This is a genomic window from Streptomyces sp. NPDC025784 (genome assembly GCF_055558435.1).
The window spans coordinates 607,979-634,866 of record NZ_JBVHMN010000002.1; the positions used below are offsets into that span (position 1 = coordinate 607,979).

Annotated in this window: 20 protein-coding genes; 13 read left to right on the forward strand and 7 right to left on the reverse strand. The window is 71.1% G+C overall.

The window, feature by feature from the left end:
- Positions 1–9: 9 nt before the first annotated feature.
- The gene (locus ACZ4IF_RS08695) at positions 10–1,488 is read right to left on the reverse strand and encodes a cellulose binding domain-containing protein (protein ID WP_467560833.1); all 1,479 of its coding nucleotides are present in this window, start codon (positions 1,486–1,488) and stop codon (positions 10–12) included.
- 252 nt (positions 1,489–1,740) lie between these two features.
- On the opposite strand from ACZ4IF_RS08695, the gene ACZ4IF_RS08700 reads away from it, so the two are divergent.
- The gene (locus tag ACZ4IF_RS08700) at positions 1,741–4,656 is read left to right on the forward strand and encodes a glycoside hydrolase family 48 protein (protein ID WP_467560835.1); all 2,916 of its coding nucleotides are present in this window, start codon (positions 1,741–1,743) and stop codon (positions 4,654–4,656) included.
- A 135-nt stretch (positions 4,657–4,791) separates the two neighbouring features.
- Complete coding sequence (locus ACZ4IF_RS08705; protein WP_467560837.1) at positions 4,792–7,473, forward strand: cellulose binding domain-containing protein; 2,682 nt, start codon at positions 4,792–4,794, stop codon at positions 7,471–7,473.
- Positions 7,474–7,564: 91 nt separating this feature from the next.
- Here ACZ4IF_RS08705 and ACZ4IF_RS08710 read toward each other — a convergent pair whose 3' ends face one another.
- Complete coding sequence (locus ACZ4IF_RS08710) at positions 7,565–9,439, reverse strand: rhamnogalacturonan lyase (protein WP_467560839.1); 1,875 nt, start codon at positions 9,437–9,439, stop codon at positions 7,565–7,567.
- 88 nt (positions 9,440–9,527) lie between these two features.
- A complete protein-coding gene (locus ACZ4IF_RS08715; RefSeq protein WP_467560841.1) occupies positions 9,528–10,472 on the reverse strand; it encodes a helix-turn-helix transcriptional regulator in 945 nt (314 codons plus the stop codon).
- 198 nt (positions 10,473–10,670) lie between these two features.
- Here ACZ4IF_RS08715 and ACZ4IF_RS08720 point away from each other — a divergent pair, with 198 nt between their 5' ends.
- Both ACZ4IF_RS08720 and ACZ4IF_RS08725 read left to right on the forward strand, forming a co-directional pair.
- Positions 10,671–11,123, forward strand: a complete 453-nt coding sequence (locus tag ACZ4IF_RS08720) for a hypothetical protein (protein ID WP_467561128.1) — start codon at positions 10,671–10,673, stop codon at positions 11,121–11,123.
- Positions 11,120–11,590 (forward strand): hypothetical protein, encoded by a 471-nt coding sequence (locus ACZ4IF_RS08725; protein WP_467560843.1) that lies wholly within the window; start codon positions 11,120–11,122, stop codon positions 11,588–11,590. Before ACZ4IF_RS08720 ends, ACZ4IF_RS08725 begins: the two co-directional genes overlap by 4 nt.
- A gap of 4 nt (positions 11,591–11,594) precedes the next feature.
- Here ACZ4IF_RS08725 and ACZ4IF_RS08730 read toward each other — a convergent pair whose 3' ends face one another.
- The 3 genes from ACZ4IF_RS08730 to ACZ4IF_RS08740 form a co-directional block, all read right to left on the reverse strand.
- Positions 11,595–12,311: a class I SAM-dependent methyltransferase gene (locus ACZ4IF_RS08730; protein WP_467560845.1), complete on the reverse strand. Its 717-nt coding sequence runs from the start codon at positions 12,309–12,311 to the stop codon at positions 11,595–11,597.
- 5 nt (positions 12,312–12,316) lie between these two features.
- Positions 12,317–12,622: a 4a-hydroxytetrahydrobiopterin dehydratase gene (locus ACZ4IF_RS08735; RefSeq protein WP_467560847.1), complete on the reverse strand. Its 306-nt coding sequence runs from the start codon at positions 12,620–12,622 to the stop codon at positions 12,317–12,319.
- 625 nt (positions 12,623–13,247) lie between these two features.
- Positions 13,248–14,366, reverse strand: a complete 1,119-nt coding sequence (locus tag ACZ4IF_RS08740; RefSeq protein WP_467560849.1) for an ADP-ribosylglycohydrolase family protein — start codon at positions 14,364–14,366, stop codon at positions 13,248–13,250.
- Between the two features lie 140 nt (positions 14,367–14,506).
- Here ACZ4IF_RS08740 and ACZ4IF_RS08745 point away from each other — a divergent pair, with 140 nt between their 5' ends.
- Positions 14,507–15,379, forward strand: a complete 873-nt coding sequence (locus ACZ4IF_RS08745) for a helix-turn-helix domain-containing protein (RefSeq protein ID WP_467560851.1) — start codon at positions 14,507–14,509, stop codon at positions 15,377–15,379.
- 12 nt (positions 15,380–15,391) lie between these two features.
- On the opposite strand, the gene ACZ4IF_RS08750 is transcribed toward ACZ4IF_RS08745, so the two are convergent.
- On the reverse strand, positions 15,392–15,808 hold the full coding sequence (locus ACZ4IF_RS08750) for a hypothetical protein (RefSeq protein WP_467560853.1): 417 nt from the start codon (positions 15,806–15,808) through the stop codon (positions 15,392–15,394).
- Positions 15,809–16,304: 496 nt separating this feature from the next.
- On the opposite strand from ACZ4IF_RS08750, the gene ACZ4IF_RS08755 reads away from it, so the two are divergent.
- The 8 genes from ACZ4IF_RS08755 to narI all read left to right on the forward strand — a co-directional run bounded on the left by ACZ4IF_RS08755 (position 16,305) and on the right by narI (position 26,836).
- Positions 16,305–17,918, forward strand: a complete 1,614-nt coding sequence (locus tag ACZ4IF_RS08755) for a choice-of-anchor P family protein (RefSeq protein WP_467560855.1) — start codon at positions 16,305–16,307, stop codon at positions 17,916–17,918.
- Entirely contained in the window at positions 17,911–18,249 is a 339-nt protein-coding gene (locus ACZ4IF_RS08760) for a hypothetical protein (RefSeq protein ID WP_467560857.1), read from the forward strand. The genes ACZ4IF_RS08755 and ACZ4IF_RS08760 overlap by 8 nt, the downstream gene beginning before the upstream one ends.
- 135 nt (positions 18,250–18,384) lie before the next feature.
- Positions 18,385–19,248 (forward strand): helix-turn-helix domain-containing protein, encoded by an 864-nt coding sequence (locus ACZ4IF_RS08765; RefSeq protein WP_467560859.1) that lies wholly within the window; start codon positions 18,385–18,387, stop codon positions 19,246–19,248.
- 40 nt (positions 19,249–19,288) lie between these two features.
- The gene (locus ACZ4IF_RS08770; RefSeq protein ID WP_467560861.1) at positions 19,289–20,101 is read left to right on the forward strand and encodes an SAM-dependent methyltransferase; all 813 of its coding nucleotides are present in this window, start codon (positions 19,289–19,291) and stop codon (positions 20,099–20,101) included.
- A gap of 78 nt (positions 20,102–20,179) precedes the next feature.
- A complete protein-coding gene (locus ACZ4IF_RS08775; RefSeq protein ID WP_467560863.1) occupies positions 20,180–23,878 on the forward strand; it encodes a nitrate reductase subunit alpha in 3,699 nt (1,232 codons plus the stop codon).
- Positions 23,878–25,470: a nitrate reductase subunit beta gene (narH, locus tag ACZ4IF_RS08780; RefSeq protein ID WP_359495271.1), complete on the forward strand. Its 1,593-nt coding sequence runs from the start codon at positions 23,878–23,880 to the stop codon at positions 25,468–25,470. Before ACZ4IF_RS08775 ends, narH begins: the two co-directional genes overlap by 1 nt.
- Positions 25,467–26,117, forward strand: a complete 651-nt coding sequence (gene narJ / locus ACZ4IF_RS08785) for a nitrate reductase molybdenum cofactor assembly chaperone (RefSeq protein ID WP_467560866.1) — start codon at positions 25,467–25,469, stop codon at positions 26,115–26,117. The genes narH and narJ overlap by 4 nt, the downstream gene beginning before the upstream one ends.
- Entirely contained in the window at positions 26,114–26,836 is a 723-nt protein-coding gene (narI, locus tag ACZ4IF_RS08790) for a respiratory nitrate reductase subunit gamma (protein ID WP_467560868.1), read from the forward strand. The genes narJ and narI overlap by 4 nt, the downstream gene beginning before the upstream one ends.
- Positions 26,837–26,888: the final 52 nt, after the last annotated feature.

Below are 26,888 nucleotides of genomic sequence, written 5' to 3' on the forward strand. Positions count from 1 at the left end.
GTGTGTGTCTCATCCGTTGAGGGCGCGCAGGTGGTCGCGCAGCCCGATGCCGTACGAGGTGGGGGTTCCGTCGTAGTCGGAGATCAGGGCGGGGCCCGAGGAGCAGTCCCAGGTGTTCCAGGTCCAGCCGAGGTAGGAGAGGTTCCGGTCGTCGAACCACTTCATGACGGTGTCGACGAAGCCGTGGGAGCAGGTGTTCTCGCCGATCTCCCCGGCCACGAGCGGGACCTGGGCCGCCACCGGGGCGAGTGTCGAGTTCCAGCAGCTCTCGCTCGCGCAGGTGTTGAAGTTGTAGACGTGGTAGGCGGCGACCAGATTGCCGGTGGGATCGGACGGCTTGTACGTGAGCCACTGGCTGAGGTCGTTGGAGTACGCGAGACCGCCGGCCAGGACGATGTTCCTGGCGCCGGTGCCGCGGACTGCGTCGACCAGGTCCTGCATCCCGGCGACCTCGTAGGAGATGCCGGGGCAGGTGCCGCCGTCCCGCCAGCAGGTCCACGCCTGGGTGGTCGTGGACGTCGCACGGTCCGGGTAGGGCTCGTTGAACAGGTCGAACGCGACGGCCGGGTCGTCCTTGAAGGTGCCGGCGACCGAGGACCAGAACGACGGGGTGTACTGCGCGTCCGGCATCGGCTTCTGGCAGGTGGCGTGCACGTCGGAACAGCCCGCGGAGTTGCCGGTGTACTGGCCGTAGCTCCAGTGCAGTTCGACGATCGGGGTCATGCCGTGCGCCTCGACCTTGGCCACCAGGTCCTTGACGGCGGCGATGTAGTTGGCTCCGCCGTACTCGGGTTTGATGTTGGACAGGCCGAGCCAGCACTCCTCGTTCAGCGGGATACGGACCGTGTTGGCCTTCCAGTCGGCGATCGCCTTGACGGCGGCATCGTCGACCGGTCCGTCGAAGATGCCGTATCCCTGGACGCACATGAACTCGCCGCCGGAGCGGTTGACTCCGAGCATCCGGCGAGTGGCGCCGCTCGCGTCCACGAGCTTGTTCCCGGACACGTGGAGCTTCGGCGCCTCACCGGTGGGGGGCGGATCGGTGGGCGGTGGGTCGGTGGGGGTCGGCTCGCCGTCCACGTTGCACGCCGTGCCGTTGAGCTTGAATCCGGTCGGTGCCGTGTTGCTCCCGGACCACGAGGCCAGGAAGCCGGCGCTGACGCTCGCGCCGGTGGCCAGCGAGCCGTTCCAGCTCTCATTGGCCGCCGTCACCGAGGTGCCGGACTGGGACCACTCGGCGTTCCAGCCCTGGGTGACCTTCTGGCCCTGGGCGAAGTCGAAGGTGAGACTCCAACTGCTCATCGAGGCCATGTTGTTGGTGATCTTCACGGCGCCCTGAAAGCCGGAGTCCCACTGGTTGGTGACGGAGTACTCCACCGTGCACGCGGGAGTGGCTCCCGAGGCCGTGACCGTCGGCGCGATCGCCGTGCCCACGAGGGCGACGGCGGCGCCGACGAGTAAAAGTCCTGAACGCGGGGGGTGTCGCATGAGCGACTCCTTGCAGCTCGGGCGCGTCGTGACGGACGCGTCGACTGATGGAACCGCTCCCACTGGTGCGGATGAAGTTAGCGCCAAGTGTCAGCGAAGGACAGAGGTGTTGCGTTGTTGATCAATCGAATCATTTCGACTCACCGAGCACCTTGACCGCTCACAGCCCGCTCTCCACTATGGGAGCGCTCCCACTGGTTCAAGGCTTGTTGCTCCTCCCCCATTCTCCGAGCCGCAAGGAGGAACCAGCACATGCTCCCCAGACCGGGACGTCGCACGTCGCGACGTCTGTGGACCGCTGTCGTGGCGGCCCTGGCACTCCCCCTGACGACCCTGGCGACGGGTACAACTCCCGCACACGCAGCAGCGGTTCAGTGCAGCGTCGACTACAAGACGAATGACTGGGGCTCCGGATTCACCGCGGATCTGACGATCACCAACCGCGGCGCGGACGCGATCACCGGCTGGACCCTCAGCTATGCCTACGCGGGCAACCAGACCCTCACCAACGGCTGGAACGGCACCTGGTCCCAGTCCGGCAGGACGGTCACGGTGAAGAACGCGGACTGGAACGGGACGATCGCCGCCGGGGCCGCCGTCACCACCGGCGGCCAGTTCACGTACAGCGGCACCAACACCGCCCCCACGTCCTTCACGGTCAACGGCACCACCTGCGCCGGCGCGCACCAGCCGCCGCTGACCGTGCTGACCAGTCCTACCGCCGGAGCCATGTACTCCCAGGGCGACGCCGTACCGCTGGCCGCGACCGCGGCCGCCGCCGACGGAGCGGCCGTCAGCAAGGTCGAGTTCTACGACGACACCACACTGCTCGGCACCGACACGAGCTCCCCGTACACGCTGTCGGCCAATGGCTTGACCGTGGGCAGTCATTCGCTGATCGCGAAGGCGTACGACAGTCTCGGCGCGTCCGCCGACTCCACGCCGGTCGGCATCACCGTCGCCTCGGGTCCCGCCGTGGTGGCCTCGCCGTCCCAGCTCGGCGTCCAGCAGGGCAGGACGGGCACCTTCGACGTGAAGCTGTCCACCCAGCCGTCGGCGAACGTGACGGTCGCGGTGGCCCGGACGGACGGCAACACCGGCCTGTCGGTCACGGGCGGCTCCTCGCTCACCTTCACACCGTCGAACTGGAACACCGCGCAGAAGGTGACGATCTCCGCCGACGCCTCCGGCACCGGCGCCGCCACCTTCACCGCCTCGGCGACCGGCCACACCAAGGCCACCGTCACCGTGACGGAACTGGCCGCCTCCAAGGCGTACGACGCACGCTTCCTGGACCTCTACGGCAAGATCACCGACCCGGCGAACGGCTACTTCTCCCCCGAGGGCATCCCCTACCACTCGGTGGAGACACTGATCGTCGAGGCACCGGACCAGGGACACGAGACGACGTCGGAGGCATACAGCTATCTGATCTGGCTGCAGGCCATGTACGGGAAGGTCACCGGCGACTGGTCCAAGTTCAACGCCGCGTGGCAGACCATGGAGACGTACATGATCCCCACGCACGCCGACCAGCCGACGAACTCCTTCTACAACGCCTCGAAACCGGCGACGTACGCCCCTGAGCTGGACACCCCGAACGAGTACCCGGCCAAGCTCGACACCGGCGTCTCCGTGGGACCGGACCCGATCGCCTCCGAGCTGAAGAGCGCGTACGGCACGGACGACGTGTACGGCATGCACTGGCTCCAGGACGTCGACAACGTCTACGGCTACGGCGACGAGCCCGGCAAGTGCGAGGCGGGCCCGACGGCGACCGGCCCGTCCTACATCAACACCTTCCAGCGCGGCGCGCAGGAGTCGGTGTGGGAGACGGTGCCGCAGCCGACCTGTGACGCCTTCAAGTACGGCGGCACCAACGGGTACCTGGACCTGTTCACCGGCGACTCCTCGTACGCGAAGCAGTGGAAGTACACCGACGCGCCCGACGCCGACGCGCGCGCGGTGCAGGCCGCGTACTGGGCCGACGTGTGGGCCAAGGCCCAGGGCAAGGGCGACGACGTGTCCACCACCGTCGGCAAGGCCGCGAAGATGGGCGACTATCTGCGCTACGCCATGTACGACAAGTACTTCAAGAAGATCGGCAACTGTGTCGGCCCGTCGACGTGCGCGGCCGGTACCGGCAAGGACGCCTCGCACTACCTGTTGTCCTGGTACTACGCGTGGGGCGGCGCCACCGACACCTCCGCGGGATGGGCCTGGCGGATCGGCTCCAGCCACACGCACGGCGGCTACCAGAACCCGCTGGCGGCCTACGCGCTGAGCTCGAACGCCGACCTGAAGCCCAAGTCGGCCACCGGACAGGCGGACTGGGCCAAGTCGCTCGGCCGGCAGCTGGAGTTCTACCGCTGGCTCCAGTCGGACGAGGGCGCCATCGCGGGCGGCGCGACCAACAGCTGGGCGGGCCGCTACGCGACCCCGCCGACCGGCACACCGACCTTCTACGGCATGTACTACGACCAGCAGCCGGTGTACCACGACCCGCCGTCCAACCAGTGGTTCGGCTTCCAGGCGTGGTCGATGGAGCGGGTCGCCGAGTACTACCAGCAGACGGGGAACGCGAGCGCGAAGACGATCCTCGACAAGTGGGTCTCCTGGGCGCTGTCCAAGACGACCGTCAACCCGGACGGCACCTACCAGATCCCGTCCACGCTCCAATGGTCCGGCGCCCCGGACACCTGGAACGCGTCGAGTCCCGGCGCCAACAGCGGACTTCACGTCACCGTCGCCGACTACACGAACGACGTCGGGGTGGCCGCCGCGTACGCCAAGACCCTCTCGTACTACGCCGCCAGGTCCGGCAACACCCAGGCGAAGACGACGGCGAAGGCGCTCCTCGACGGCATGTGGAGCAACTACCAGGACGGTCTGGGCATTGCCGTCCCGGAGACACGCGCCGACTACAACCGCTTCGACGACGGCGTGTACGTCCCGAGCGGCTTCAGCGGCACGATGCCGAACGGCGACAGGATCAACTCTTCCTCGACCTTCGCCTCGCTCCGGTCCTTCTACAAGAACGACCCGGCCTGGTCGAAGATCGAGAGCTATCTGGCGGGCGGCGCCGCGCCCTCCTTCACGTACCACCGTTTCTGGGCCCAGGCGGACATCGCACTCGCCATGGGCTCGTACGCGGAGCTGCTCGAATAGTCCCCGCTGAGGCTCCGTGTACACGGCCCTGCTCCTGACGGCAGGGCCCCGGCCGGGCGGTCCCTCACCCGCACTGAGGGCCGCCCGGCCTTCGCGCCTTTCCCTCCCCCCGCATTCCCCGGAGAGGACCCCACCGTGCGCAGAACCCGCATCCTGACGGCCGTGCTCGCGCTCGCGGCCGGATTACTGGCCGGCACCCCGCCCGCACTGGCCGCGGACGCCCCGACGGCGGCCGGATCCAGGGACACCGCGCAGACGACGGTCGCCGCGGACACCTACACCTGGAAGAACGCCCGGATCGACGGCGGCGGCTTCGTCCCCGGCATCGTCTTCAACCGCTCCGAGAAGAACCTCGCCTACGCCCGCACCGACATCGGCGGCGCCTACCGCTGGACCGAGTCCACCAAGAGCTGGACGCCGCTGCTCGACTCGGTCGGCTGGGACGAGTGGGGCCACACCGGAGTCGTCAGCCTCGCCTCGGACTCCGTCGACCCGGACAAGGTGTACGCCGCGGTCGGCACATACACCAACAGCTGGGACCCGACGAACGGCGCGGTGCTGCGCTCCTCCGACCGGGGCGCCAGCTGGCAGAAGGCCGACCTGCCGTTCAAGCTGGGCGGCAACATGCCCGGCCGGGGGATGGGCGAGCGGCTGGCCGTCGACCCCAACAGGAACAATGTGCTGTATCTCGGCGCGCCCAGCGGCAAGGGGCTGTGGCGCTCCACGGACTCCGGGGCGAGCTGGTCGCGGGTCACCGCGTTCCCCAACGCCGGCAACTATGTCCAGGACGCCACCGACACCAGCGGCTACGCCTCCGACAACCAGGGGATCGTCTGGGTCACCTTCGACGAGTCGACCGGCACGAAGGGCAGTACGACGCAGACGGTCTACGTGGGCGTCGCCGACAAGGACAACGCGGTCTACCGCTCGACGGACGGCGGCACGACGTGGTCCCGGCTCGCGGGGCAGCCCACCGGCTACCTCGCCCACAAGGGCGTGCTCGACGCGGCGAACGGCTACCTGTATCTGGCCTACAGCGACAAGGGCGGCCCGTACGACGGCGGGAAAGGCCGGTTGTGGCGGTACGCGACCGGCAGCGGGACCTGGACGGACATCAGCCCGGTAGCGGAGGCCGACACCTACTACGGGTTCGGCGGCCTGACCGTCGACCGGCAGCACCCGGGCACCGTGATGGCGACGGCGTACAGCTCCTGGTGGCCGGACAGCCAGATCTTCCGGTCCACCGACAGCGGCGGCACCTGGACGAAGGCCTGGGACTACACGTCGTACCCGAACCGCTCGAACCGCTACACGATGGACGTCTCCTCCGTGCCCTGGCTGACCTTCGGCGCGAATCCCGCACCGCCCGAGCAGACCCCCAAACTCGGCTGGATGACCGAGGCGTTGGAGATCGACCCGTTCGACTCCGCACGGATGATGTACGGAACGGGCGCGACGGTCTACGGCACCGAGAACCTCACCGACTGGGACAGCGGGGGCACGTTCACGGTCGAACCCATGGTCCGGGGACTGGAGGAGACGGCCGTCAACGACCTCGTCTCTCCCCCCTCGGGTGCTCCGCTGCTCAGCGCGCTCGGTGACATCGGCGGATTCCGGCACACGGATCTCACCAAGGTCCCCTCGATGATGTACACCTCGCCGAACCTCACCACCACGACCGGCCTGGACTACGCCGAGACGAACCCGAACACGGTGGTCCGGGTCGGCGACCTCGACTCCGGCCCGCACATCGGCTTCTCGACCGACAACGGTGCCGACTGGTTCGCGGGCACCGACCCTTCGGGCGTCACCGGCGGCGGCACGGTCGCCGCGGCCTCGGACGGCAGCCGCTTCGTGTGGAGCCCGTCCGGCACCGGGGTGCAGTACACCACCGGGTTCGGTACGTCGTGGTCGGCGTCCTCCGGCATCCCGGCCGGGGCACGGGTCGAGTCCGACCGGGCCGACCCGAAGACCTTCTACGGCTTCAAGTCCGGCACGTTCTATGTGAGTTCGGACGGCGGCGCCACCTTCACCGCGTCCCCGGCGAGCGGACTGCCGAGCGGCGACAGCGTGCGCTTCAAGGCGCTGCCCGGCACGAAGGGCGACGTGTGGCTGGCGGGCGGCGCGAGCGACGGGGCGTACGGGCTGTGGCACTCGACGGACGGCGGCGCGACCTTCACCAGGCTGGCCGGAGTGGAGCAGGCCGACACCATCGGCTTCGGCAAGGCCGCCACCGGTGCCTCGTACCGGACGCTCTACACCAGCGCGAAGATCGGCGGTGTCCGCGGGATCTTCCGGTCCACCGACAAGGGCGCGACCTGGACCCGTATCAACGACGACGCCCACCAGTGGGGCTGGACCGGCGCGGCCGTCACCGGCGACCCCCGGGTCTACGGGCGGGTGTACGTGTCGACGAACGGGCGCGGGATCGTCTACGGCGACACCTCCGACACGAGCGGCGGCGACGGTGGCGGTGGCACCGATCCGGCACCGGCGGGTGCCTGTGCGGTGACCTACCAGATCACCAACCAGTGGTCGGGCGGCTTCCAGGCGGACGTGACCCTGACGAACACCGGCACGAGCGCCTGGAACGGCTGGACGCTCGGCTGGACGTTCCCGGACGGCCAGCGCATCACCCAGCTGTGGAACGCGGACCACACCCAGGACGGCACGGCCGTGACCGCGAGGAACGTGAGCTGGAACGCCGCCGTGGCGCCGGGTTCGTCGGTGGGCTTCGGCTTCACGGGCAGCTGGACGGGCTCGAACACGAGACCCACGTCGTTCCGACTCGACGACCGGACCTGCACGGTGACCTGACCGGCCGGGGATCCGGACCCGCCCGGGGCAGCCGCGCGACGGGATCGCGCGGCTGCCCCGGCCCGTTCTCCGCGGGCGCCGCCTCAGCGGATCACGGCGCGTACACCGCCGGCCGTGGCGCCGTCGGCATGCCGTCGCCCAGGAAGAAGCTCGGGTGCGGCGGCTGGTTGTAGGCGGTGTTCTGCCAGGCCAGCGCGGTGCGGTACTGGGTGTCGTGCAGCAAGGTGGTGATCTTCGTGGTCGTCTCGTACGGCGTCGAGTAGATACGCAGCGCCGTGTTGTCGGTCGTCGGCCAGACGACCTCCTCGCGCCAGTCGCCGAACAGGTCTCCGGACAGGGACGGGGTCGCCTTGGTGCCGTTGTTCGAGTGGACACCCGCGCCGGTCAGCAGGCGGGTGTCGGCGGACGTGCCGTACTTGTCGACATGGGTGCCGTCGAGGAGTTCACGGACCGGATCGCCGTCCCACCAGGACAGGAAGTTGACGCTGCCCGGCTTGCGGCTCGCCACCACGGTCCCCTTCGGGTCGCGGACGCCGTCGGCCTTGGAGGACCACGACTCGGCCCCCGCGCTGCCCGCCCAGACGTCCCCCGACACGCCCCTGCCGTTGTCGCCGTCGGCGGCCGTCGACCACAGGACGGCGCCGGTCCTCGCGTCCGCCATCCACGACGACGGCTTGCTGGAGTCCTCGTCGACCTTGAACTCCTCCAGGCCCGCGCGGGACGGGTCGAGATCGCCGACGTGCATCGCGTCGCCGTGGCCGTTCCTCGTCGTCCACAGCCCGGAGCCGTTGTCGTCCACCGCCATCGAGCCGTACACGATCTCGTCCTTGCCGTCGCCGTCGACATCCGCCACGGACAGCTGGTGGTTGCCCTGGCCGTCGTACCCCTTACCGCTGTTGGTCGAGGAGTTGGTGTCGAACGTCCAGCGCCGGGTGAACGCGCCGCCGCGCCAGTCCCAGGCGGCGATGACGGTCCGGGTGTAGTAGCCCCGCGCCATGATCAACGAGGGCCGGCTGCCGTCCAGATAGGCGGTCCCGGCGAGGAACCGGTCGACGCGGTTGCCGTACGAGTCGCCCCAGGACGAGACGGTGCCGCGGGCCGGGACGTAGTCGACGGTGCCCATGGCGGCTCCCGTCAGGCCGTTGAACATGGTCAGGTACTCGGGTCCGGACAGGACGTAGCCGCTGGAGTCGCGGTGGTCCGCGGAGGAGCTGCCGATCACGGTGCCCCGGCCGTCCGTCGTGCCGTCCGCCGTCTTCATGGCGACCTCGGCCGTGCCGTCGCCGTCGTAGTCGTACACCTGGAACTGGGTGTAGTGGGCGCCCGAGCGGATGTTCCTGCCCAGGTCGACGCGCCACAGACGGGTGCCGTCGAGCTTGATGCCGTCGACGATCGTGTTGCCGGTGTAGCCGGACTGGGAGTTGTCCTTGGCGTTCGTCGGCTGCCACTTGAGGACGAAGTCGAGCTGTCCGTCTCCGTCGAGGTCGCCGACGGAGGCGTCGTTGGCCTCGTAGGTGTAGGCGACTCCGTCGGGTGTGGTGCCGCCGGCGGGCGGGGAGAGGGGCACGTCCTTGTAGCCGGTGCGGAACTGGACGGCGTGCACCGAGTCGCCCTGCTCCACGCCGTTCACGATCGCGCGGACCGTGTAGTCGGCCTGCGCGGGCGCCCCGGAGTGGAAGTAGTTCGTGGAGCCCGTGACCGGGGACGGGTTCACCTTCGTGCCGGCCCGGTAGACGTTGAAGGACACGTCGTTCGGGTCGGTGCCCAGCCAGCGCCAGCTGACCAGGTTGCCGCTGTCGGTGTGGACGCTGACGACGCCCCGGTCGAGGGCCTCGACCTGCCGGGCCGTGGCGGCTTCGGCCGATCCGGTACCGAGGGCGGTGAGGCCGGCGGCGACGAGTGCCGCCGCGGCCGCCGTCGCCGAGCCGATCGTGCGTCTGCGGTGCTGCCTGTGCGGATGCTGCACGGTGGGTACCTCCTGGGAGGACAGACGGATTCCGTCCCCTCAGTCGCCGCCGACCGCACGGGAGTTGCCGCTTCTCAGCAAGCGCTCTCTATCCGTATCGGCGCGCCAGCTCCCGCACCGTCGCGGCGATCCGCTCGCGCAGCTCCGGCGGGTCCAGCACCTCGACCGCCGCGCCGAGCCGCAGGAAGTCGTCGTGCGCCTGTTCCACGGACTCGATGGGCACGGTCACCCGCGTCCAGCCGTCCTCGTCCGTACGGCCGTCGGCGGCCACCGCGTCGGCCAGCGGTCCGCTCGGACGGCTTCCGGGAGCCAGCCGGACGACGGCCCGGCCGCTGCGCAGCCGCCGGTGGAAGTCCTGCTGGTAGGAGGTCCAGTACGCGGCCAGGTCGAAGTCCTCGGGACGGGTGAACTCCTCCTGTGTCGAGGCAAGTTCGAGGATCTGGTCGACGCGGTAGGTGCGCGGGCCCGGTCCCGCGACGACGTACCAGCGGCCCGCCTTGAGGACCAGACCGTACGGCTCCAGCCGGCGCTCCACGTCGGTCGGCTCGCGCCAGCGGCGGTACAGGATCCGCAGGACCCGTCCGTTCCACACGGCGTCGGCCACCGCCGGCAGGTACGGGGTGTCGTCGGCGTCCGCGTACCAGCCGGGCGCGTCCAGATGGAAACGGCTGCTGATCCGGTCCGCGTGTCCGCGCAGTTCGTGCGGGAGGGCGGCGCGCACCTTCAGCCGGGCGGCGGCGAGGACCGGGCCGAGGCCGAGTTCGGCGGCCGGTCCGGGGACGCCCGCGAGGAAGAGCGCCTCGGCCTCCCCGGCGGTGAGGCCGGTGAGACGCGTCCGGTAGCCGTCGAGGAGCCGATAGCCGCCCGCGTGGCCCGCGTCTCCGTACAACGGCACGCCGGCCGCGCCCAGCGCCTCGACGTCGCGGTACACGGTCCGCACCGAGACCTCCAGCTCCTCGGCGAGCTGGGCGGCGGTCATCCGGCCGCGGGTCTGGAGCAGGAGGAGGATCGAGACGAGTCGGCCGGCTTTCACTGACACAGGATGTCAGTGGAGCGGGCCTAGCGTCCGGTCATGGCTTCGACGACCTTCTCCGCCTCCCCGGACCCCCGGGAGACCGCCCCGCACCTCGGGGAGACCGCCCCGCACGCCGCGGCGACCGCTCCGGACGCCCGGGGGACCGCCCCTGGCGTACCGGGTGCCTCCTCTGGCTTCCGGGAGAAATTCCTGACCGTGCCGCCGCCCATCGAGGTGGCGGGGCGGCACATCAAGCGTTATCACGTCACCTCGGACCCCGCCGGCATCGCGCCCGAGGTCGAGCGTGCGGCGTACGCGATACTGCCGCGGCTGCTCCCCGAACCGGACGGCACCCCGCCGGCCGGCTTCGTCGTGCTGCACCGCGGCGGCGACGACGGCGCGTATCTCAACGTCTACAGCTGGGTGTGGGACAACGTCCTGCACTTCGGCGGCGCGGCGGCGGGCCAGCCGGTACTGGGCTGCCCCGACCGTGACCCCACGCACTTCGTCGTGCCCGGCCGTCCCTGGATCGGCTGCGTCTGGGAACTGCCGCCGATCGTGCACGAACGCGACGCCTGGGTGCGGCATCTGCTCGCCCCCGACACCCCCGACCTGGAGGCCTACCTGGCCGACTCGCTGCCCGAGGGAACCACGGGAGACCGCTCATGAGCACCCCGCACGACTTCGATTTCCTGCTCGGCGACTGGGACGTCCACAACCGCCGGCTGACCGACTCCCTCGACCCGGACGGCGGCTGGGAGGAGTTCCCCGCCACGAGCCACTGCCGGAGCCTGTTCGACGGGGCCGCCGACATCGACGAGATCGACGTGCCGGACCTCGGCTGGAAGGGGCTCACCCTGCGGCTCTTCGACCCTGAGGCGCGCCGGTGGTCGCTGCACTGGTCCAGCAGCCGCAGCGGCCGGCTCTTCCCTCCGGTGTACGGGCGGTTCGGGCCCGACGGGCGCGGCGAGTTCCTCGGGGACGACACGCACGACGGGAAGGACGTACGGGTGCGCTTCGTGTGGTCGGGGATCTCGGCGACCACCGCCCGGTGGGAGCAGGCCTTCTCGGTGGACGGGGAGCGGACCTGGGTGACCAACTGGGTCATGGAGTTCACCCGGCGCGAGCCGGTGTGACGGCTCAGACCCGGCGGTACGCCCGCAGGGTGAACTCGGGGTCCGGGCGCGGCGAGTCCGGGTCCGGCAGGGCCTCGACGCGGTCGGCGAGTTCGGCACCGCCGGCGGGGTAGATCGCGCCGTCCCGGATGCGGCGGGCCAGCCGGCGGGGGACGCGGCCCTGGCCGTGCCCCGGGAAGCGGGCGGTTCCGCTCGGGTGGAGACCGTGCGCGGCGGCGTACGCCGTGACGAGCGCGGCCCCGTCCGTGGCATGCCCGGTGCGGTAGGGCGCGGCGAGCGCGTCGATGTCGCTGTCCACGTGGTGCGCGGCGTCCTTGTCCACGGTGGTGACGAGGACGCCGCCGGGCCGCAGGACACGTGCGGCCTCGGCCACCACGGCTTCCGCGTCGGCCAGCAGGTGCAGCAGCCAGATGACCGTGAGCGCGTCGAACGAGCCGTCCGCGAAGGGAAGTCGGCGGGAGTCGCCGAGGACTATGGCACCCGGGAGGCGCGCCGCGGCCGTGCGGGCCATGCCCGCGGAGGAGTCGACGCCCGTCACCCGCAGTCCGGGCCGGCCCGCGGCGAGGCGTCGCGTCACGATCCCCGTGCCGCAGGCGACGTCGAGCAGGTTGCGCGCGCCGGCCGGCACCAGCCCGAGGGCCGAACCGGCCGCCGCGGCGGCGCGTGGCTCGCCGCCGCGCGTCGCGTCGTAGTCGTCCGCTTCCCTGTCGTAGTCCAGCACGTGGGTCAGTGTGCCCCGTGCCCCGGTGCGAGGTCCTCCACCCTGCGGGCGAGACGGAAGTCGAGTTCGGTGACCGCGCCGCCGATGCTGTGCGTGTTCACGGTGAGCGAGATCGTGTTGTAGCCGAGGGTGAGGTCGGAGTGATGGTCGAGCTCCTCCTGCACCTGTGCGATGTGCACCACCATCGCGGTGGCCGCGAAGTGCGAGCCGAGCCGGTAGGAGCGGGCGAGGCGGTCGCCGTCCAGCGACCAGCCCGGCAGCTCGGCCAGCCGGTCCTCGATCTCCTTCTGCGACAGCGGCTGGACGGCCATGACCTCGCTCCTCTCGGGGGGAAGGGGCTGCGGGTTCCCGCATTCCTCAGCGTGCCACAGGGGCTCGCGCCCGGCTCCGTGGACATCGGCCGTTGTCGGTCCGCCGGGCCCGGGTCGGCGTCGGTTCCCGGGCTCCGGGGGGGTGTCGGTTCCCGGGCTCCGCAGGACCGGCCTCGGTCCCCGGGCTCGGGAAGGGCCTGCCTTGTTCCCCAGGCTCCGGAAGGGCCGGCCTCGTTCCCCGGGTTCGGAGGGGCCTGCCCTGTTCCCTGGGCTCCGCAAGGGCCGGCCTCGTTCCCGCGCTCCGCAAGGGCCGGCCTCGTTCCCGCGCTCCGCAAGGGCCGCAGGGGCCGGCCCCGCTGCCGCGAACGTCGGAACGGCGGTGAGCTGCCTCGTCCGGGGCCTCCGCCGGCTGAGGCCTCCCCGCGACCGGAGTGCTCCCGGGCAAGAGCTTCCCCCGGCCGGGGCTTCCCGCGCCCGAGGCCTTCCCCGGGACGGGACGCCTGCCAGGGGAGGAGAACCGCGACGGTGCCCGGCACGGGACGCCTGCCGGGGAAGGAATGCCGAGGCGGTGCCCGGCACGGGACGCCTGCCGGAGAACGAATACCGAGGCGGTGCCCGGCACGGCTCAGCGCCGGACGCACTCCGCCGCGAAGTCGTCGGCGGTCGCGGCGATCCATGCCCGTCCCTCGACCCGCTCCAGCCACTGCTGCGGAAGCCCGTGGTCGCCGTGGCGGGCGCCGAGCAGGTTGCCGCAGATGGCGCCGGTGGAGTCGCTGTCACCGGAGTGGTTGACGGACAGCAGCAGTGCGTCGCCCACACGGGGGCGGGCCAGCGCGCAGTACACCGCGATGGCGAGGGCCTCCTCGGCGACCCAGCCCGCGCCGAGCCGCTCCACCTGCTCCGCGTCGGGCTCACCCGCGTCGGCCAGCTCCAGGGCGCGCCGCAGGGCGGCCGACGTCTCCTCGTGGCAGGGGTGCCGGGCGAGCAGCCTGAGCGCCCGCAGGACGGAGCTCTCGACGGACTCCCCCGCGACCAGGTGCACGACCATCGCGGCCAGCGCCCCGGCCGCGTAGTACCCGGTGGGGTGGCCATGGGTCATCTGGGCGCAGCGGGCCGCGAGCCCGAAGGCGACGTCCTCCGTCACGGGGCCGAGCCCGAAGGGCGCCGAGCGCATGACGGCACCGCACCCCTTGGACTGGGGGTTCACCTCGCCCGGCGGCCCGAGCCGCAGAGCGGGGTCGGGGACGTGGTCCTGTTCGAGCCCGGAGAGGCAGGCGTTGCCGGGGGCGCGGCGGGCGTAGAGCCAGGGCTGCGTGGCCAGACCACCGGTGGGGCCTGCGTATCCGCCGGGGCCGTGCCCTCCTGAGCCGGAGAACGCGCTGTCCGCGGGGCCGGGCCGGCGTTGGGTCTCCAGCCACCGCTCGTAGGCCCAGCGCACCAGCCGCGGTGCGCCGCCACCGATGCCCTTGCGGCGCTCGCGTGCGTGCGCCTGCCCGAGCCCCTCGACGGTGAACAGCGTCATCTGTGTGTCGTCGCTGACCCGTCCCACGACTCCGTCGGCGTCGGGTACGAGACCGGTCACGCCCCGGGGACCGTGCGCGGAGCGGATCCCTTCGAGGGAGACGAACTCGATCGGATAACCGAGGGCGTCGCCGATCGCGCCGCCGAGCAGGCAACCGCGCACGCGTGCGCGGTAGACCGCCTCGGTCTGCCAGTCCGGACGCCCGATCCCGGTCACGCTCACTCGCCGTCCTCCGTACCGCTCACTCGCCGTCCTCCGTACCGCTCACTCGCCGTCCTCCGCACCGCTCACGAGCCGTTCCTCGGCCGGCCGCGGTGGCCGCTGCCCGGCCGCCGTCGCCGTTCCTCGACTACCGTCGTCGTATGAGGATTGTCGCGTCCGGAGCCGCCATGCTTCCCAGTGCCCCCGCCGGCAGAGGCGCCGTGCACGGCGCAGGCAAGGAGCGCCGTGCCGAGGAGGGCGTCGGCCCGCTGCTGCGCGGCTGGCGGGAGCAACGGCGGGTGAGCCAGCTGGAGCTCGCGCTGCGCGCGGGATCCTCGGCCCGTCACATCAGCTTCATCGAGACGGGCCGCTCACGTCCCAGCGAGGAGATGGTGCTGCGTCTGGCGGAGCACCTGGACATCCCGGTGCGGGACCGCAACGCGCTGCTCCTCGCAGCCGGCTACGCGCCGTACTACCCGGAGACACCGCTCGACGACCCCTCGATGGACGCCCTGCGCGAGGGCATGGAACGGCTGATCCAGGGCTACGAGCCGTATCCGGCGCTGGTGGTGGACGCCACGTACAACGTCCTCGCCGCGAACCGCGGCATCGCCATGCTCCTGGACGGCGTCCCTGAGCACCTCCTCGAACCCCCGCTGAACGCGATGCGACTCACCCTCCACCCGGAGGGGCTGGCCCCGCGCATCCGCAATCTGCGCGCGTGGCGCGATCATCTGCTCGCCCAGATGGACCGTCAGATCGCCCTGCGCCGCTCGGAATCGCTGCGCGCCCTGTACGAGGAAGTGGCGGCCTACCCGGTCCCGGAGCCGGAGGAGGACGACGAACCCATGGGCCCGGTCCCGTACTTCGCGCTGCCGATGCAGATCGAGCACGAGGGCCGGACCCTGTCGTTCATCTCGTCCATCTCCACCTTCAACACGCCGATGGACGTGACCGTCGCCGAGCTGGCCATCGAGACGTTCCTCCCGGCCGACCCGGCGACGGTCAAGTACCTTCGATCGACTCTGTCCTGAGGCTCACCGGGCTCAGGCTTCGCGGGCCCGCAGTGCCGCGTACTGGAGCGCCGCGAAACCCGCCACCGTGAGCGCCTGCAGCACGCCCCACACGGTGCCCGTGGTGCTCGGCGACAGCCACAGGGCGACAGCCGCGCAACTCAGCAGCGTCCAGGCCAGGTTGGTCTCGATCACGGCACGCACGGCCCACGCGGAGGGCTCGGCCCGCGAAGCGAGCAGACCGACGGCCGCCGCGTACACCGCGAGGACGAGCCCGAGTTCGAGCAGCAGGCCGGACCCGACACCGAGCAGCCTCCCGAGCGGCCCGGAGGCGGCCAGGTAGGCGACCGCGTTGGCGCCGGTGACCAGGGCGTCCAGCACCAGGAACCGGCGCAGCGCGGTGCGCGGCTCGGTCGTGCGGGCCAGGGCTGCGAACTGGGTTGCGGACATGGCGGATCACCCTCCGTCGAGGTCGGATTCCAGCGGGACTCCTGCAGGGATCCCTGCAGTGGGGACGCCTGGCCCCCGGACCGGAGTGCGCCGGCCCGGGAACCAGTACGCCCACCATGCCGGGGGCTCGGGTGGGGGTCGATTACGTCGGAGGTAATCGCCCCTCCGGTCATCACCGGACGAAGCCCCGTCCGGTACACCCTCCGACGGACCCTCCCGCGGCTACGGGCCCGCACGCTCCCTGGGGCCCACCGGGCTCCCCGCACCGGCAACGCGCCGTAGCACAGCAACCCTTTGTCATGCCCCTTACTGGACGGCAGGGTGAGTATCCCGAGGCGGTCCGGTCGTCGCGGGGACGCCGGGCCGTCACCGGGCGGGCCGGTCACAAGGAGGGGATTCCGTGCCGGTTCTTCACGGTCGTCCGCGCACGCCCATGCGCGCCCCGGCATACAGCCGGGGTCGCCGACATCTGTCTACAGCTCTGCTCACCTTGCTCATGGCCCTGTTGGCCGCCCTCGTCGCACCCGCCACCGCGAGCGCCGACCCCGGCGATCCGAATCCGAACATGATCGACTGGACCGTCGTCGACAGCTTCCGGGGCACGGCGGGCAACGACATCCCGTTGCGGGAAGGGCAGAGCGACTGCAAGACGCCCCAGTGCAACCCTCCCGTGGACGGCTTCGGCAGGCGGCACATCCTGGAACACGGTGTGGTGCCCGACCACGAGGACATCCAGGAGACCGTCGGCACCGAGGGGTTCTGCGTCCCCGCTCCGGACAACCGGGTGATCTGCACCAACACGGACGCCAGCCTCGTCGTCGTGTACGTCACCCACAACGACCCGCGCTCGGGTGACGGCAGGCCGTTCGGGATCATCACGGCCTACTACTTCCTGCCCTGCCTCCAGGCTGCCGCCTGCCCCGGTCCGGAGCAGCCCCACAAGGTGGACACGGCCCTCACCTACACCGGTGCCGACAGCGCGGTGAACGGATCACCGGCCCGACTGTCGGCGAAGCTCACCAACGACTTCGGGACGCCGGTAGGCGGCCGTGCCGTGCGATTCGCCCTGGGCACGGGGGCCACGCAGCAGACGTGCACAGGGACCACCACGGCATCGGGCACGGCGACCTGCACCATCGACTCGGTCGACCAGCCGCAGGGAGCGTCGAACGCCGTGCCTGTCGCCGTCACCTTCGGCGGCGACGACGACTACAACCCGTCCGGCACGTCCGCCGAACTGGGCCTGACCTCGCCGACCGAACTCGACTACACCGGCGTGACCCACCTGGCCAACGGAACGTCCGCCCGACTGGCCGCCGAGCTCACCGACTTCCGCGGGGACGCGGTATCCGGGCGCACCGTGCGCTTCGCCCTCGGCACCGGGGACGACGAGCAGACGTGTACGGGGACGACGAGCGACACCGGGACCGCTGTCTGCACCGTCGCGTCGGTGGACCAGCCGCTGACCGACGCCGCCACCGTCCCGCTGCGCGCGTCCTTCGCCGGTGACGCCGGCCATCTCGCCTCCGACACCTCCGCGCAGCTGAAGCTTCAGTACGCGACAGGCCGCGCCTACGGCATGTCGGCACACGTCGACCTCCTCGGCGTACCGCTGCTAAAAATCGATCCGCGGCCCGACACCGGAACCGTCCGCACGGCGGACGCGACCGCGACCGACACCCCGTGCTCGGCCGCGTACACCTCCCCCCTGCTGTCCGCGCAGAAGCTGTGCCCCGACGTCACCACGACGCTCGCCCCCGGCAGGGTCACGGCGGTCTCGACCGTGGCGCAGGCCCGCATCGGACTGCCCGGTGTGCCCCTCATCGAGGTGTCCGGGCTCACCGCGACCTCCAGCGGCCAGTGCGGCAAGGCCACGGGCAGCACCGCACTCACCCTGAAGATCGCGGGAGTTCCGGTTAACGTGTCGGGTGATCCGAATACGGAGATCCCGCTCGTCGGAGGTGGCCGGCTCATCGTGAACGAACAAGTGCCCTCGACCGCCGCCGACTCAGGCGTCAAGGTCAACGGCGTCCACCTCGTCCTTCCGGCCGGCGGCGGTGAGGTCGTCCTGGCCTCGGTGGACAGCGCGATGCACAACTGCGGTGACTGACGACCGCGTCGACCCGGGCGGGCCGCAGGAGTACACGGACGTGTTCCTGCGGTCCGCCCACCGGGCCGTCCAGGACCTGTGCGCGCGACGGGGCGCCGAACTGGAATCGCTCACTTGCGACGTCGTGCCCGGCGCCGCGGGCGATGTGGCCGTCGCCGCCACGGCCGTGCTGCACTTCCGCGGTCGCCGCTGTGTCTTCCGCCGGGGGATCTGGCCGCCGAGCCACCCCGCCGCCACCCGAGCGGCCATCTACGCGTCCGTACTGGAAGAGTGCCTGCTGACGCGGGTGCGCCCCGGACTCGGCGACGACGCGTCGCCGGTCGATCTCTGAGCGTGCGCGCACCGGCGCCCGCACCCCCGAGGTCACAAAGCCCGCTGCCCACCGGTCCGTTGCCCCGGACCCCCTGAGGGTTCTCCGCGAACATGACACACTGCACGCAGACTTCGGCGCGTGGGGAGGCGTGGCGTGAGTGAGCGGCGGGCTGCGCCCACCGTGGGGCAGGTGGTACTGGGGCGGCGGTTGCAGGAGCTTCGGGAGGCCGCCGGGCTGAAGCGCGAGGAGGCGGCCCAGGTGCTGCGGGTCGCCCCGGCGACGGTACGGCGCATGGAGATGGCCGAGGTCGCCCTCAAGATCCCTTACGTGCAGATGCTGCTGGAGACGTACGGGGTGGCCGACGGCGAGGTGAGCACGTTCGTCGCGCTGGCCGAGGAAGCGAACCAGCCGGGCTGGTGGCAGCGTTTCCACGACGTGCTGCCCGACTGGTTCAGCATGCACGTCAGTCTCGAGGGCGCCGCCCGGATGATCCGCTCGTACGAGCCGCACTTCGTTCCCGGTCTGCTGCAGACCGAGGACTACGCGCGCGCCGTGCTGGAGGCCGGGACCGTCGGACAGACCGGCCCCGAGGCCATAGAGCGGCATGTCGCGCTGCGCATGAACCGGCAGAAGCTGCTCACCCGCGAGAACCCGCCGCACCTGTGGGTGATCATGGACGAGACGGCGCTGCGCCGGCCCGTGAGCATCGACGGCGGGGTCATGCGCGACCAGATCGACCGGCTTCTCGTGGCCATGGACGGCGGTCACGTCACGCTCCAGGTCGCCGAGTACGCGAGCGGCCCGCACCCGGGGACGTACACGTCGTTCGCGCTGTTCCGCTTCGCGGAGCCCGAGCTGCCGGACATGGTGTACAGCGAGTACGTCACCGGCGCCCTGTACCTCGACTCGCGCCCGGAGGTGTCGCAGCACCTGGAGGTCCTCGACCTCATGTCCGCCCACGCGGCGTCCGTGCAGCGCACCAGGAGGATCCTCCAGGAGTTCCGCGAGAGTTCCTGAGACGCCGTCGCACCCATCGAGCACCTTGAGGAGCAGCCGCATGACCGAACGTGAAGCCGCGCCCACCCGCGTGGACACCAGCCGGCCCCACCCCGCTCGCGTCTACGACTGGTGGCTGGGCGGCAAGGACAACTACCCGGTGGACGAGGAGCTGGCGCGCAGGATCCTCGCGGCGGACGGCACCGCGGTGCGCGGGGCGCGCGCCAACCGCCGGTTCATGCACCGGGCGACGCGGGCCGCCGCCGACGCGGGGATACGGCAGTTCCTCGACATCGGGACGGGCATCCCCACGGAGCCGAACCTGCACCAGGTGGCCCAGGGGAGCGCGCCGGAGTCGAGGATCGTCTACGCCGACAACGACCCGATCGTGCTGCGTCACGCGCAGGCGCTGCTGCACGGCACCGCCGAGGGTTCCACCGAGTACGTGCACGCCGATGTCCGGGACCCCGAGACGATCATGCGGCTGGCCGGCGAGTCCCTGGACCTCACGCGGCCCGTCGCGCTGTCGCTGGTCGCGCTCACCCACTATCTGGGCGACGCCGGCGAGGACGACGTGTACGGGCTGCTCAAGGGGTATGTCGACGCGCTCGTGCCGGGCAGCTTCCTGGTGCTGTCCCAGGTGACCTCCGACATCAGTCCGGAGGGTGTGACGAAGGCCGCCGAGCTGTTCCGCCGGAGCGGCACGCCCTTCCATCCCCGTTCGCGGGACGAGTTCACCCGGTTCTTCGACGGTCTGGAGCTGGTCGATCCGGGCGTGGTGGCGGTCTCCGAGTGGCGCCCGGAGGAGGAGGACCTGGCGGATCAGGCGGAGGGCCCCGTCCCGGTGTACGCGGGGGTCGCCGTCAAGTCCTGACCCGTACGGGTGCCGTGAACGGGTGCGCTCCCGCGCCCGCCCCTAGGTTCGAGACACGGGGTGAGCAAGGGAGCGCACGTGACGGACACGCGGACACCGCCCACCGAACCGGGCGCGGCGCTGCTGCGTGCCGGACGGTTCTTCCGCCACGGCACAGCGGCACCCGACCTGCACAGCATCGGTCTGACCGGCGGCCGCGAGGCGGACTCCTTCTACCGGGACCGCTGGAGTCACGACAAGGTCGTGCACTCGACGCACGGGGTGAACTGCACCGGCTCCTGCCGCTGGAAGGTGTACGTCAAGGACGGCATCATCACGTGGGAGACCCAGGAGACGGACTATCCGTCGGTGGGGCCCGACCGTCCCGAGTACGAGCCGCGCGGCTGTCCGCGGGGCGCCGCGTTCTCCTGGTACACGTACTCCCCCACCCGGGTCCGTCACCCCTACGTCCGGGGCGTCCTGCTGGAGATGTTCCGGGAGGCGAAGGGGCGGCTGGGCGATCCCGTGCTGGCCTGGGCGGACATCCAGGGCGACCCGGAGCGCCGCCGCCGCTACCAGCGGGCGCGCGGCAAGGGCGGGCTGGTGCGGGCCGGCTGGGACGAGGCGGTCGAGCTGGTCGCCGCGGCGCACGTCCACACGATCAAGACGCACGGCCCGGACCGCATCGCCGGGTTCTCCCCCATCCCCGCGATGTCGATGGTGTCGCACGCGGCCGGGGCACGTTTCATGAGCCTGATCGGCGCGCCGATGCTCTCCTTCTACGACTGGTACGCCGATCTGCCGGTCGCTTCGCCACAGGTCTTCGGCGACCAGACCGACGTGCCGGAGTCGGGCGACTGGTGGGACGCCGCGTACCTGATGATGTGGGGTTCGAACGTCCCGGTGACCCGGACGCCGGACGCCCACTGGATGGCGGAGGCCCGCTACCGCGGCCAGAAGGTGGTGGTGGTCGCGCCGGACTACGCGGACAACGCGAAGTTCGCGGACGAGTGGCTGCACCCCCACCCGGGCACGGACGGCGCGCTCGCCCTCGCGATGGGACATGTCGTCCTCAAGGAGTTCTTCGTCGACCGCCGGACGCCCTTCTTCACCGACTACGTACGGAAGTTCACCGATCTGCCGTTCCTGGTGACGCTGACGGAGAAGGAGGACGGCGCGTACGTCCCCGCGAAGTTCCTGCGCGCCACCGAGGTGGGACGGGCCGGTGAGGGCGCCGAGTGGAAGACGGTGGTGCTGGACTCGGTGACCGGCCGGGCGGTGGTGCCGGGCGGCTCCCTCGGCTTCCGCTGGACGGAGTCCGGCAAGGGCAGGTGGAACCTCGAACTGGGTGACATCGAGCCTGAGTTGACGCTGTACGGGCACGAGGCGGCGGGCGGGGTCGAGGTGCTGCTGCCGCGCTTCGACACCGAGGGCGGCGAGCACGGCCAGGGCCGTGGCGACGTCGTGCGCCGGGGTGTTCCGGCGACGCAGCTGGGCGGGCGCGGGGGTCCGCTGGTGACGACGGTCTTCGATCTCCTGCTCGCGCAGTACGGGGTGGGACGGCCCGGTCTGCCGGGCGACTGGCCGTCCTCGTACGAGGACGCCGGGACGCCGGGTACGCCCGGCTGGCAGGAGGTCCACACGTCCGTCCCGGCGGCCAAGTGCGTGAGGATCGCCCGGGAGTTCGCGCGCACGGCCGAGCGGTCGCGGGGCCGCTGCATGATCCTGATGGGTGCGGGGACCAATCACTGGTTCCACTCCGAGACGATCTACCGGGCGTTCCTCGCGCTGCTCCAGCTCACCGGCTGCCAGGGCCGCAACGGCGGCGGCTGGGCGCATTACGTGGGCCAGGAGAAGTGCCGCCCGGCCACCGGCTGGGCCACGCTCGCGGGGGCCGGGGACTGGAGCCGGCCGCCGCGGCAGATGATCGGCACCGCGTACTGGTTCCTCAACACCGACCAGTGGCGCTACGACCGGTTCGCGGCCGACGTGCTCGCCTCCCCGCTCGGCGAGGGCCGCCTCGCGGGCATGACGGCGGCGGACTGTCTGGCGCTGTCGGCCCGTGTGGGGTGGATGCCGTCGTATCCGACGTTCGACCGCAATCCGCTGGAGCTGGGTGCGGTGTTCGGCGATCCGGTGGCGAACGCGGTGGCCGAACTCCGGTCGGGCACACTGAAGTTCGCCTGCGAGGATCCCGACGCGCCGGAGAACTGGCCGCGCGTGCTCACCCTGTGGCGCGCCAACCTGCTCGGTTCGTCGGCGAAGGGCGCCGAGTACTTCACCCGGCATCTGCTGGGCACGCACTCGTCGCTGCGGGCCGAGGAGGCGGAGCCCGAGGTCCGCCCCCGGGACGTGACCTGGCGGGATGAGGCCCCCGAGGGCAAGCTCGACCTGCTGCTCTCCCTCGACTTCCGGCAGACCTCCTCGACGCTGCTGTCGGACGTGGTCCTGCCCGCGGCGACCTGGTACGAGAAGCACGACCTGTCGACCACCGACATGCATCCCTATGTGCACTCCTTCGCCCCGGCGGTGGACCCGCCGTGGCAGGCCCGCACCGACTTCGAGACGTTCAAGGCGCTGGCCGAGCAGCTGAGCGAACTCGCCGTCGACCATCTCGGCGTGCGCAAGGACCTGGTGGCCACCGCCCTCCAGCACGACACCCCCGGAGAGGTCGCCCAGCCCGGTGGGGTGGTACGCGACTGGAAGCGCGGCGAGTGCGATCCGGTGCCCGGCGAGACCCTGCCGAACCTGGCGGTGGTGGAGCGCGACTACACGGCGATCGGCGCCAAGTTCACGGCGCTCGGTCCGCTGGTGGAGCGGCTGGGGCTGCCCGCGAAGGGCATCGTCCTGCGGCCGGACGAGGAGGTCGAGCGGCTGCGGGAGCTGAACGGCGTGGTGCGCGGCGGCCCCGCCGACGGGCGGCCCGCGCTCGACACGGCGGTGAAGGCGGCGAACACGATCCTCGCGCTGTCCGGGACGACCAACGGGCGCCTGGCCACCCAGGGGTTCCGCACCCTGGAGGCGCGCACGGGGCAGGAGATGGCGCATCTGGCGTCCGAGCACGAGGGCAAGCGGATCACGTACGCGGACACACAGGCCGCGCCGGTGCCGGTGATCACCTCGCCCGAGTGGTCGGGCAGCGAGTCGGGCGGCCGGCGCTACACCGCGTTCACCCTCAACACCGAGCATCTCAAGCCCTGGCACACCCTCACCGGACGTCAGCACCTCTTCCTGGACCACGACTGGATGCACGAACTGGGCGAGGCGCTGCCGGTGTACCGCCCGCCGCTCGACATGCACCGGCTGTTCGGCGAGCCGCGCCTCGGAACGGACGGGCAGGCGGAGGTGACGGTCCGTTATCTGACGCCGCACAACAAGTGGTCCATCCACTCCGAGTACCAGGACAACCTGTTCATGCTGTCGTTGTCGCGGGGCGGCCAGAACATCTGGATGTCCCCCGAGGACGCGGCGGCGATCGGCGTGCGGGACGACGACTGGATCGAGGCGGTGAACCGCAACGGCGTGGTGGTGGCCCGCGCGGTGGTCTCGCACCGGATGCCGGCGGGCACGGTCTACATGCACCACGCGCAGGAGCGCACGGTGAACGTCCCGAAGACGGAGGCCACCGGCAGGCGCGGCGGGATCCACAACTCGCTGACCCGGCTGCTCCTCAAGCCGTCCCATCTCATCGGCGGTTACGCCCAGTTGTCCTGGGCGTTCAACTATCTGGGTCCGACGGGCAACCAGCGCGACGAGGTGACGGTCGTCCGCCGCCGCAGCCAGGAGGTCGAGTACTGATGCGCCCGATGGCCCAGATCGCGATGGTCATGAACCTCGACAAGTGCATCGGCTGCCACACCTGTTCGGTGACCTGCAAGCAGGCGTGGACCAACCGCAGCGGCATGGAGTACGTCTGGTTCAACAACGTCGAGACCAGACCGGGACAGGGCTATCCCCGCCGCTACGAGGACCAGGAGAAGTGGCGCGGCGGCTGGGAGCTCAACCGGCGCGGCGCGCTCAGGCTCAAGGCCGGCGGACGCCTCCACAAGCTCGCGGGAATCTTCTCCAACCCCGAACTCCCGGAGATCAAGGACTACTACGAGCCCTGGACGTACGAATACCGGAACCTCACCGAGGCTCCGCTCGGCGACGACTTCCCGGTGGCGCGGCCCGTCTCGCAGCTGACCGGGAAGCCGATGAAGATCGAGTGGTCCTCGAACTGGGACGACAATCTGGCGGGCGCCCCGGAACTCGCCGAGCGGGACCCGATGGTGCAACGTCTGCGCGAGCAGGCGTCGGAGAAGGTGAAGTTCTCCTTCGAGGAGACCTTCATGTTCTATCTGCCGCGCATCTGCGAGCACTGTCTCAACCCGTCGTGCGTGGCGTCCTGCCCGTCGGGCGCCATGTACAAGCGGACCGAGGACGGCATCGTCCTGGTCGACCAGGACCGCTGCCGGGGCTGGCGCATGTGCGTCACCGGCTGCCCGTACAAGAAGGTGTACTTCAACCACCGGACCGGCAAGGCCGAGAAGTGCACGCTGTGCTATCCGCGGGTGGAGGTCGGGCTGCCGACCGTCTGCTCCGAGACGTGCGTGGGCCGGCTGCGCTACCTCGGGGTGATGCTCTACGACGCCGACCGGGTCACCGCCGCCGCGTCCACCGCGGACGACAAGGCCCTGTACGAAGCACAGTTGGGCGTGTTCCTCGACCCCGAGGATCCCGGCGTGCGCGGTGCCGCCGAGGAGGCAGGTATCCCGCACGACTGGGTGGAGGCGGCCCGGCGCTCCCCCGTGCACGCCCTGATCAGCAAGTACCGGGTGGCGCTGCCGCTGCATCCGGAGTACCGCACGATGCCGATGGTCTGGTACATCCCGCCGCTGTCCCCGGTCGTCGACGCGCTGACCGGGACCGGGCACGACGGGGAGGACCTGGACAACCTGTTCGGTGCGATCGACACCCTGCGCATCCCCCTCGAGTACCTCGCCGAGCTCTTCACCGCGGGCGACGTCGGGCCGGTCCGCGCCTCCCTCGGCAGGCTCGCCGCCATGCGCTCCCACATGCGCGCCCTCAACCTCGGCGACCCGCCCGACGCGTCGATCGCCGCATCGGTCGGCATGAGCGGCACGGAGATCGAGGAGATGTACCGGCTGCTGGCGATCGCCAAGTACGAGGAGCGGTACGTGATTCCGACGGCCGCCGTCGGGGACGCCCGGCGCCTGGAGGAGTCCGCGCTGCCCGACGGATGCAGCCTCGACTACGAGGGCGGGCCCGGCATGGGCGGCGACGGACCCTTCGGCCAGGACTCGGGCCGCAGACGGCTGCCGCTCGTGTCCGTGGAGAACTTCCATCTCCTGCGCCGGCGGCAGACGACGGACCGGGAGGACACATGAAGCCGCACGCCGTGCTCTACCAGGCCGCCGCGTACTGCCTGTCCTACCCGGACGAGACGTTCCGCGAGCGGCTCGGGCTGCTGCGCGCGGCGGCCCCGGAACTCGCGGAATTCCTCGGTCACGCGGCCGCCGAGCCCGCCCAGGACCTCGCCGCTCACTACGTCCAGGTCTTCGACTTCAAGAACCGGCACAGCCTCTACCTGAGCTGGTGGCGCGACGGCGACACCCGTCGGCGCGGCATGTCGCTGGTGCGCTTCAAGCAGGTGTACCGGGAACACGGCATGGAGTTCACCGGTGAGGAGCTGCCGGACTTCCTTCCGGCGGTCCTCGAGTTCTCCGCGCACGCCGGACCGTTCCTGCTGCGCGAGCACCGCGCCGGGCTGGAGCTGCTGCGTCTCGCGCTCACCGACTTCGGCACGCCGTACGCGTCCGTGCTCGAAGCGGTGTGTGCCACGCTCCCCGGTCCCTCCCCCAAGGACCGTGCCGAGGCCCTCGCGCTGGCCCGGTCGGGGCCGCCGCGCGAGGAGGTCGGCCTCGAACCCTTCGGCGGTCTCGAACCGTCCGGCGGTCTCGATCCCTTCGGCGGCCGGACGCCGTCCGGGCCCGCCGCTGCCGAAGACCTCGCCGGCATCGGAGAGAACTCATGAGCACGCTCCTGTGGGGCGCCCTGCCGTACATCGCCTTCGCACTGCTCGTCGCGGGCCTCGTGTGGCGCCACCGCTACGACAAGTTCGGCTGGACCACGCGTTCGTCCCAGGTCTACGAGTCGCGGCTGCTGAACATCGCCTCCCCCGCCTTCCACTACGGGATCCTGTTCGTGCTCGCCGGACATCTGGTGGGGCTGTTCGTCCCGGCGTCCTGGACGCGGTCGCTCGGCGTCAGCGAGCACACGTACCACCTGTTCTCGTTGTACGGGGGCACGGCGGCCGGTGTCCTCACGGTCCTCGGCATCGTGCTGCTGATCTACCGCCGGCGCACCAACTCGCCGGTGTTCCGCGCGACGACCGTCAACGACAAGCTCATGTACGTGGTGCTGCTCGGCGCCATCGTGATGGGCATGATCGCCAAGCTGACGCACACCTCGGGCGACGGCTACGACTACCGCGAGACCATCGCCCCCTGGGCGCGCAGCCTGTTCACACTGCGACCGAGGACGGAGCTGATGGAGGGAGTGCCGGTGCTGTACCAGGTCCACGCGGTCATCGGGATGGCGCTCATCGCGCTCGTCCCGTACACGCGCCTGGTGCACATGTTCAGCGCCCCGGTGCAGTACCTGTTCCGGCCGTACGTCGTGTACCGCTCCCGCGACCCGAGGCAGCTCGGACCGCGGCCCCCACGGCGCGGCTGGGAACGCACGGACGCCTGACCCGCACGGCGCGCGGCCCCGCCCCCGCGCGCGCGTCCAGGCTCGCTCGCCC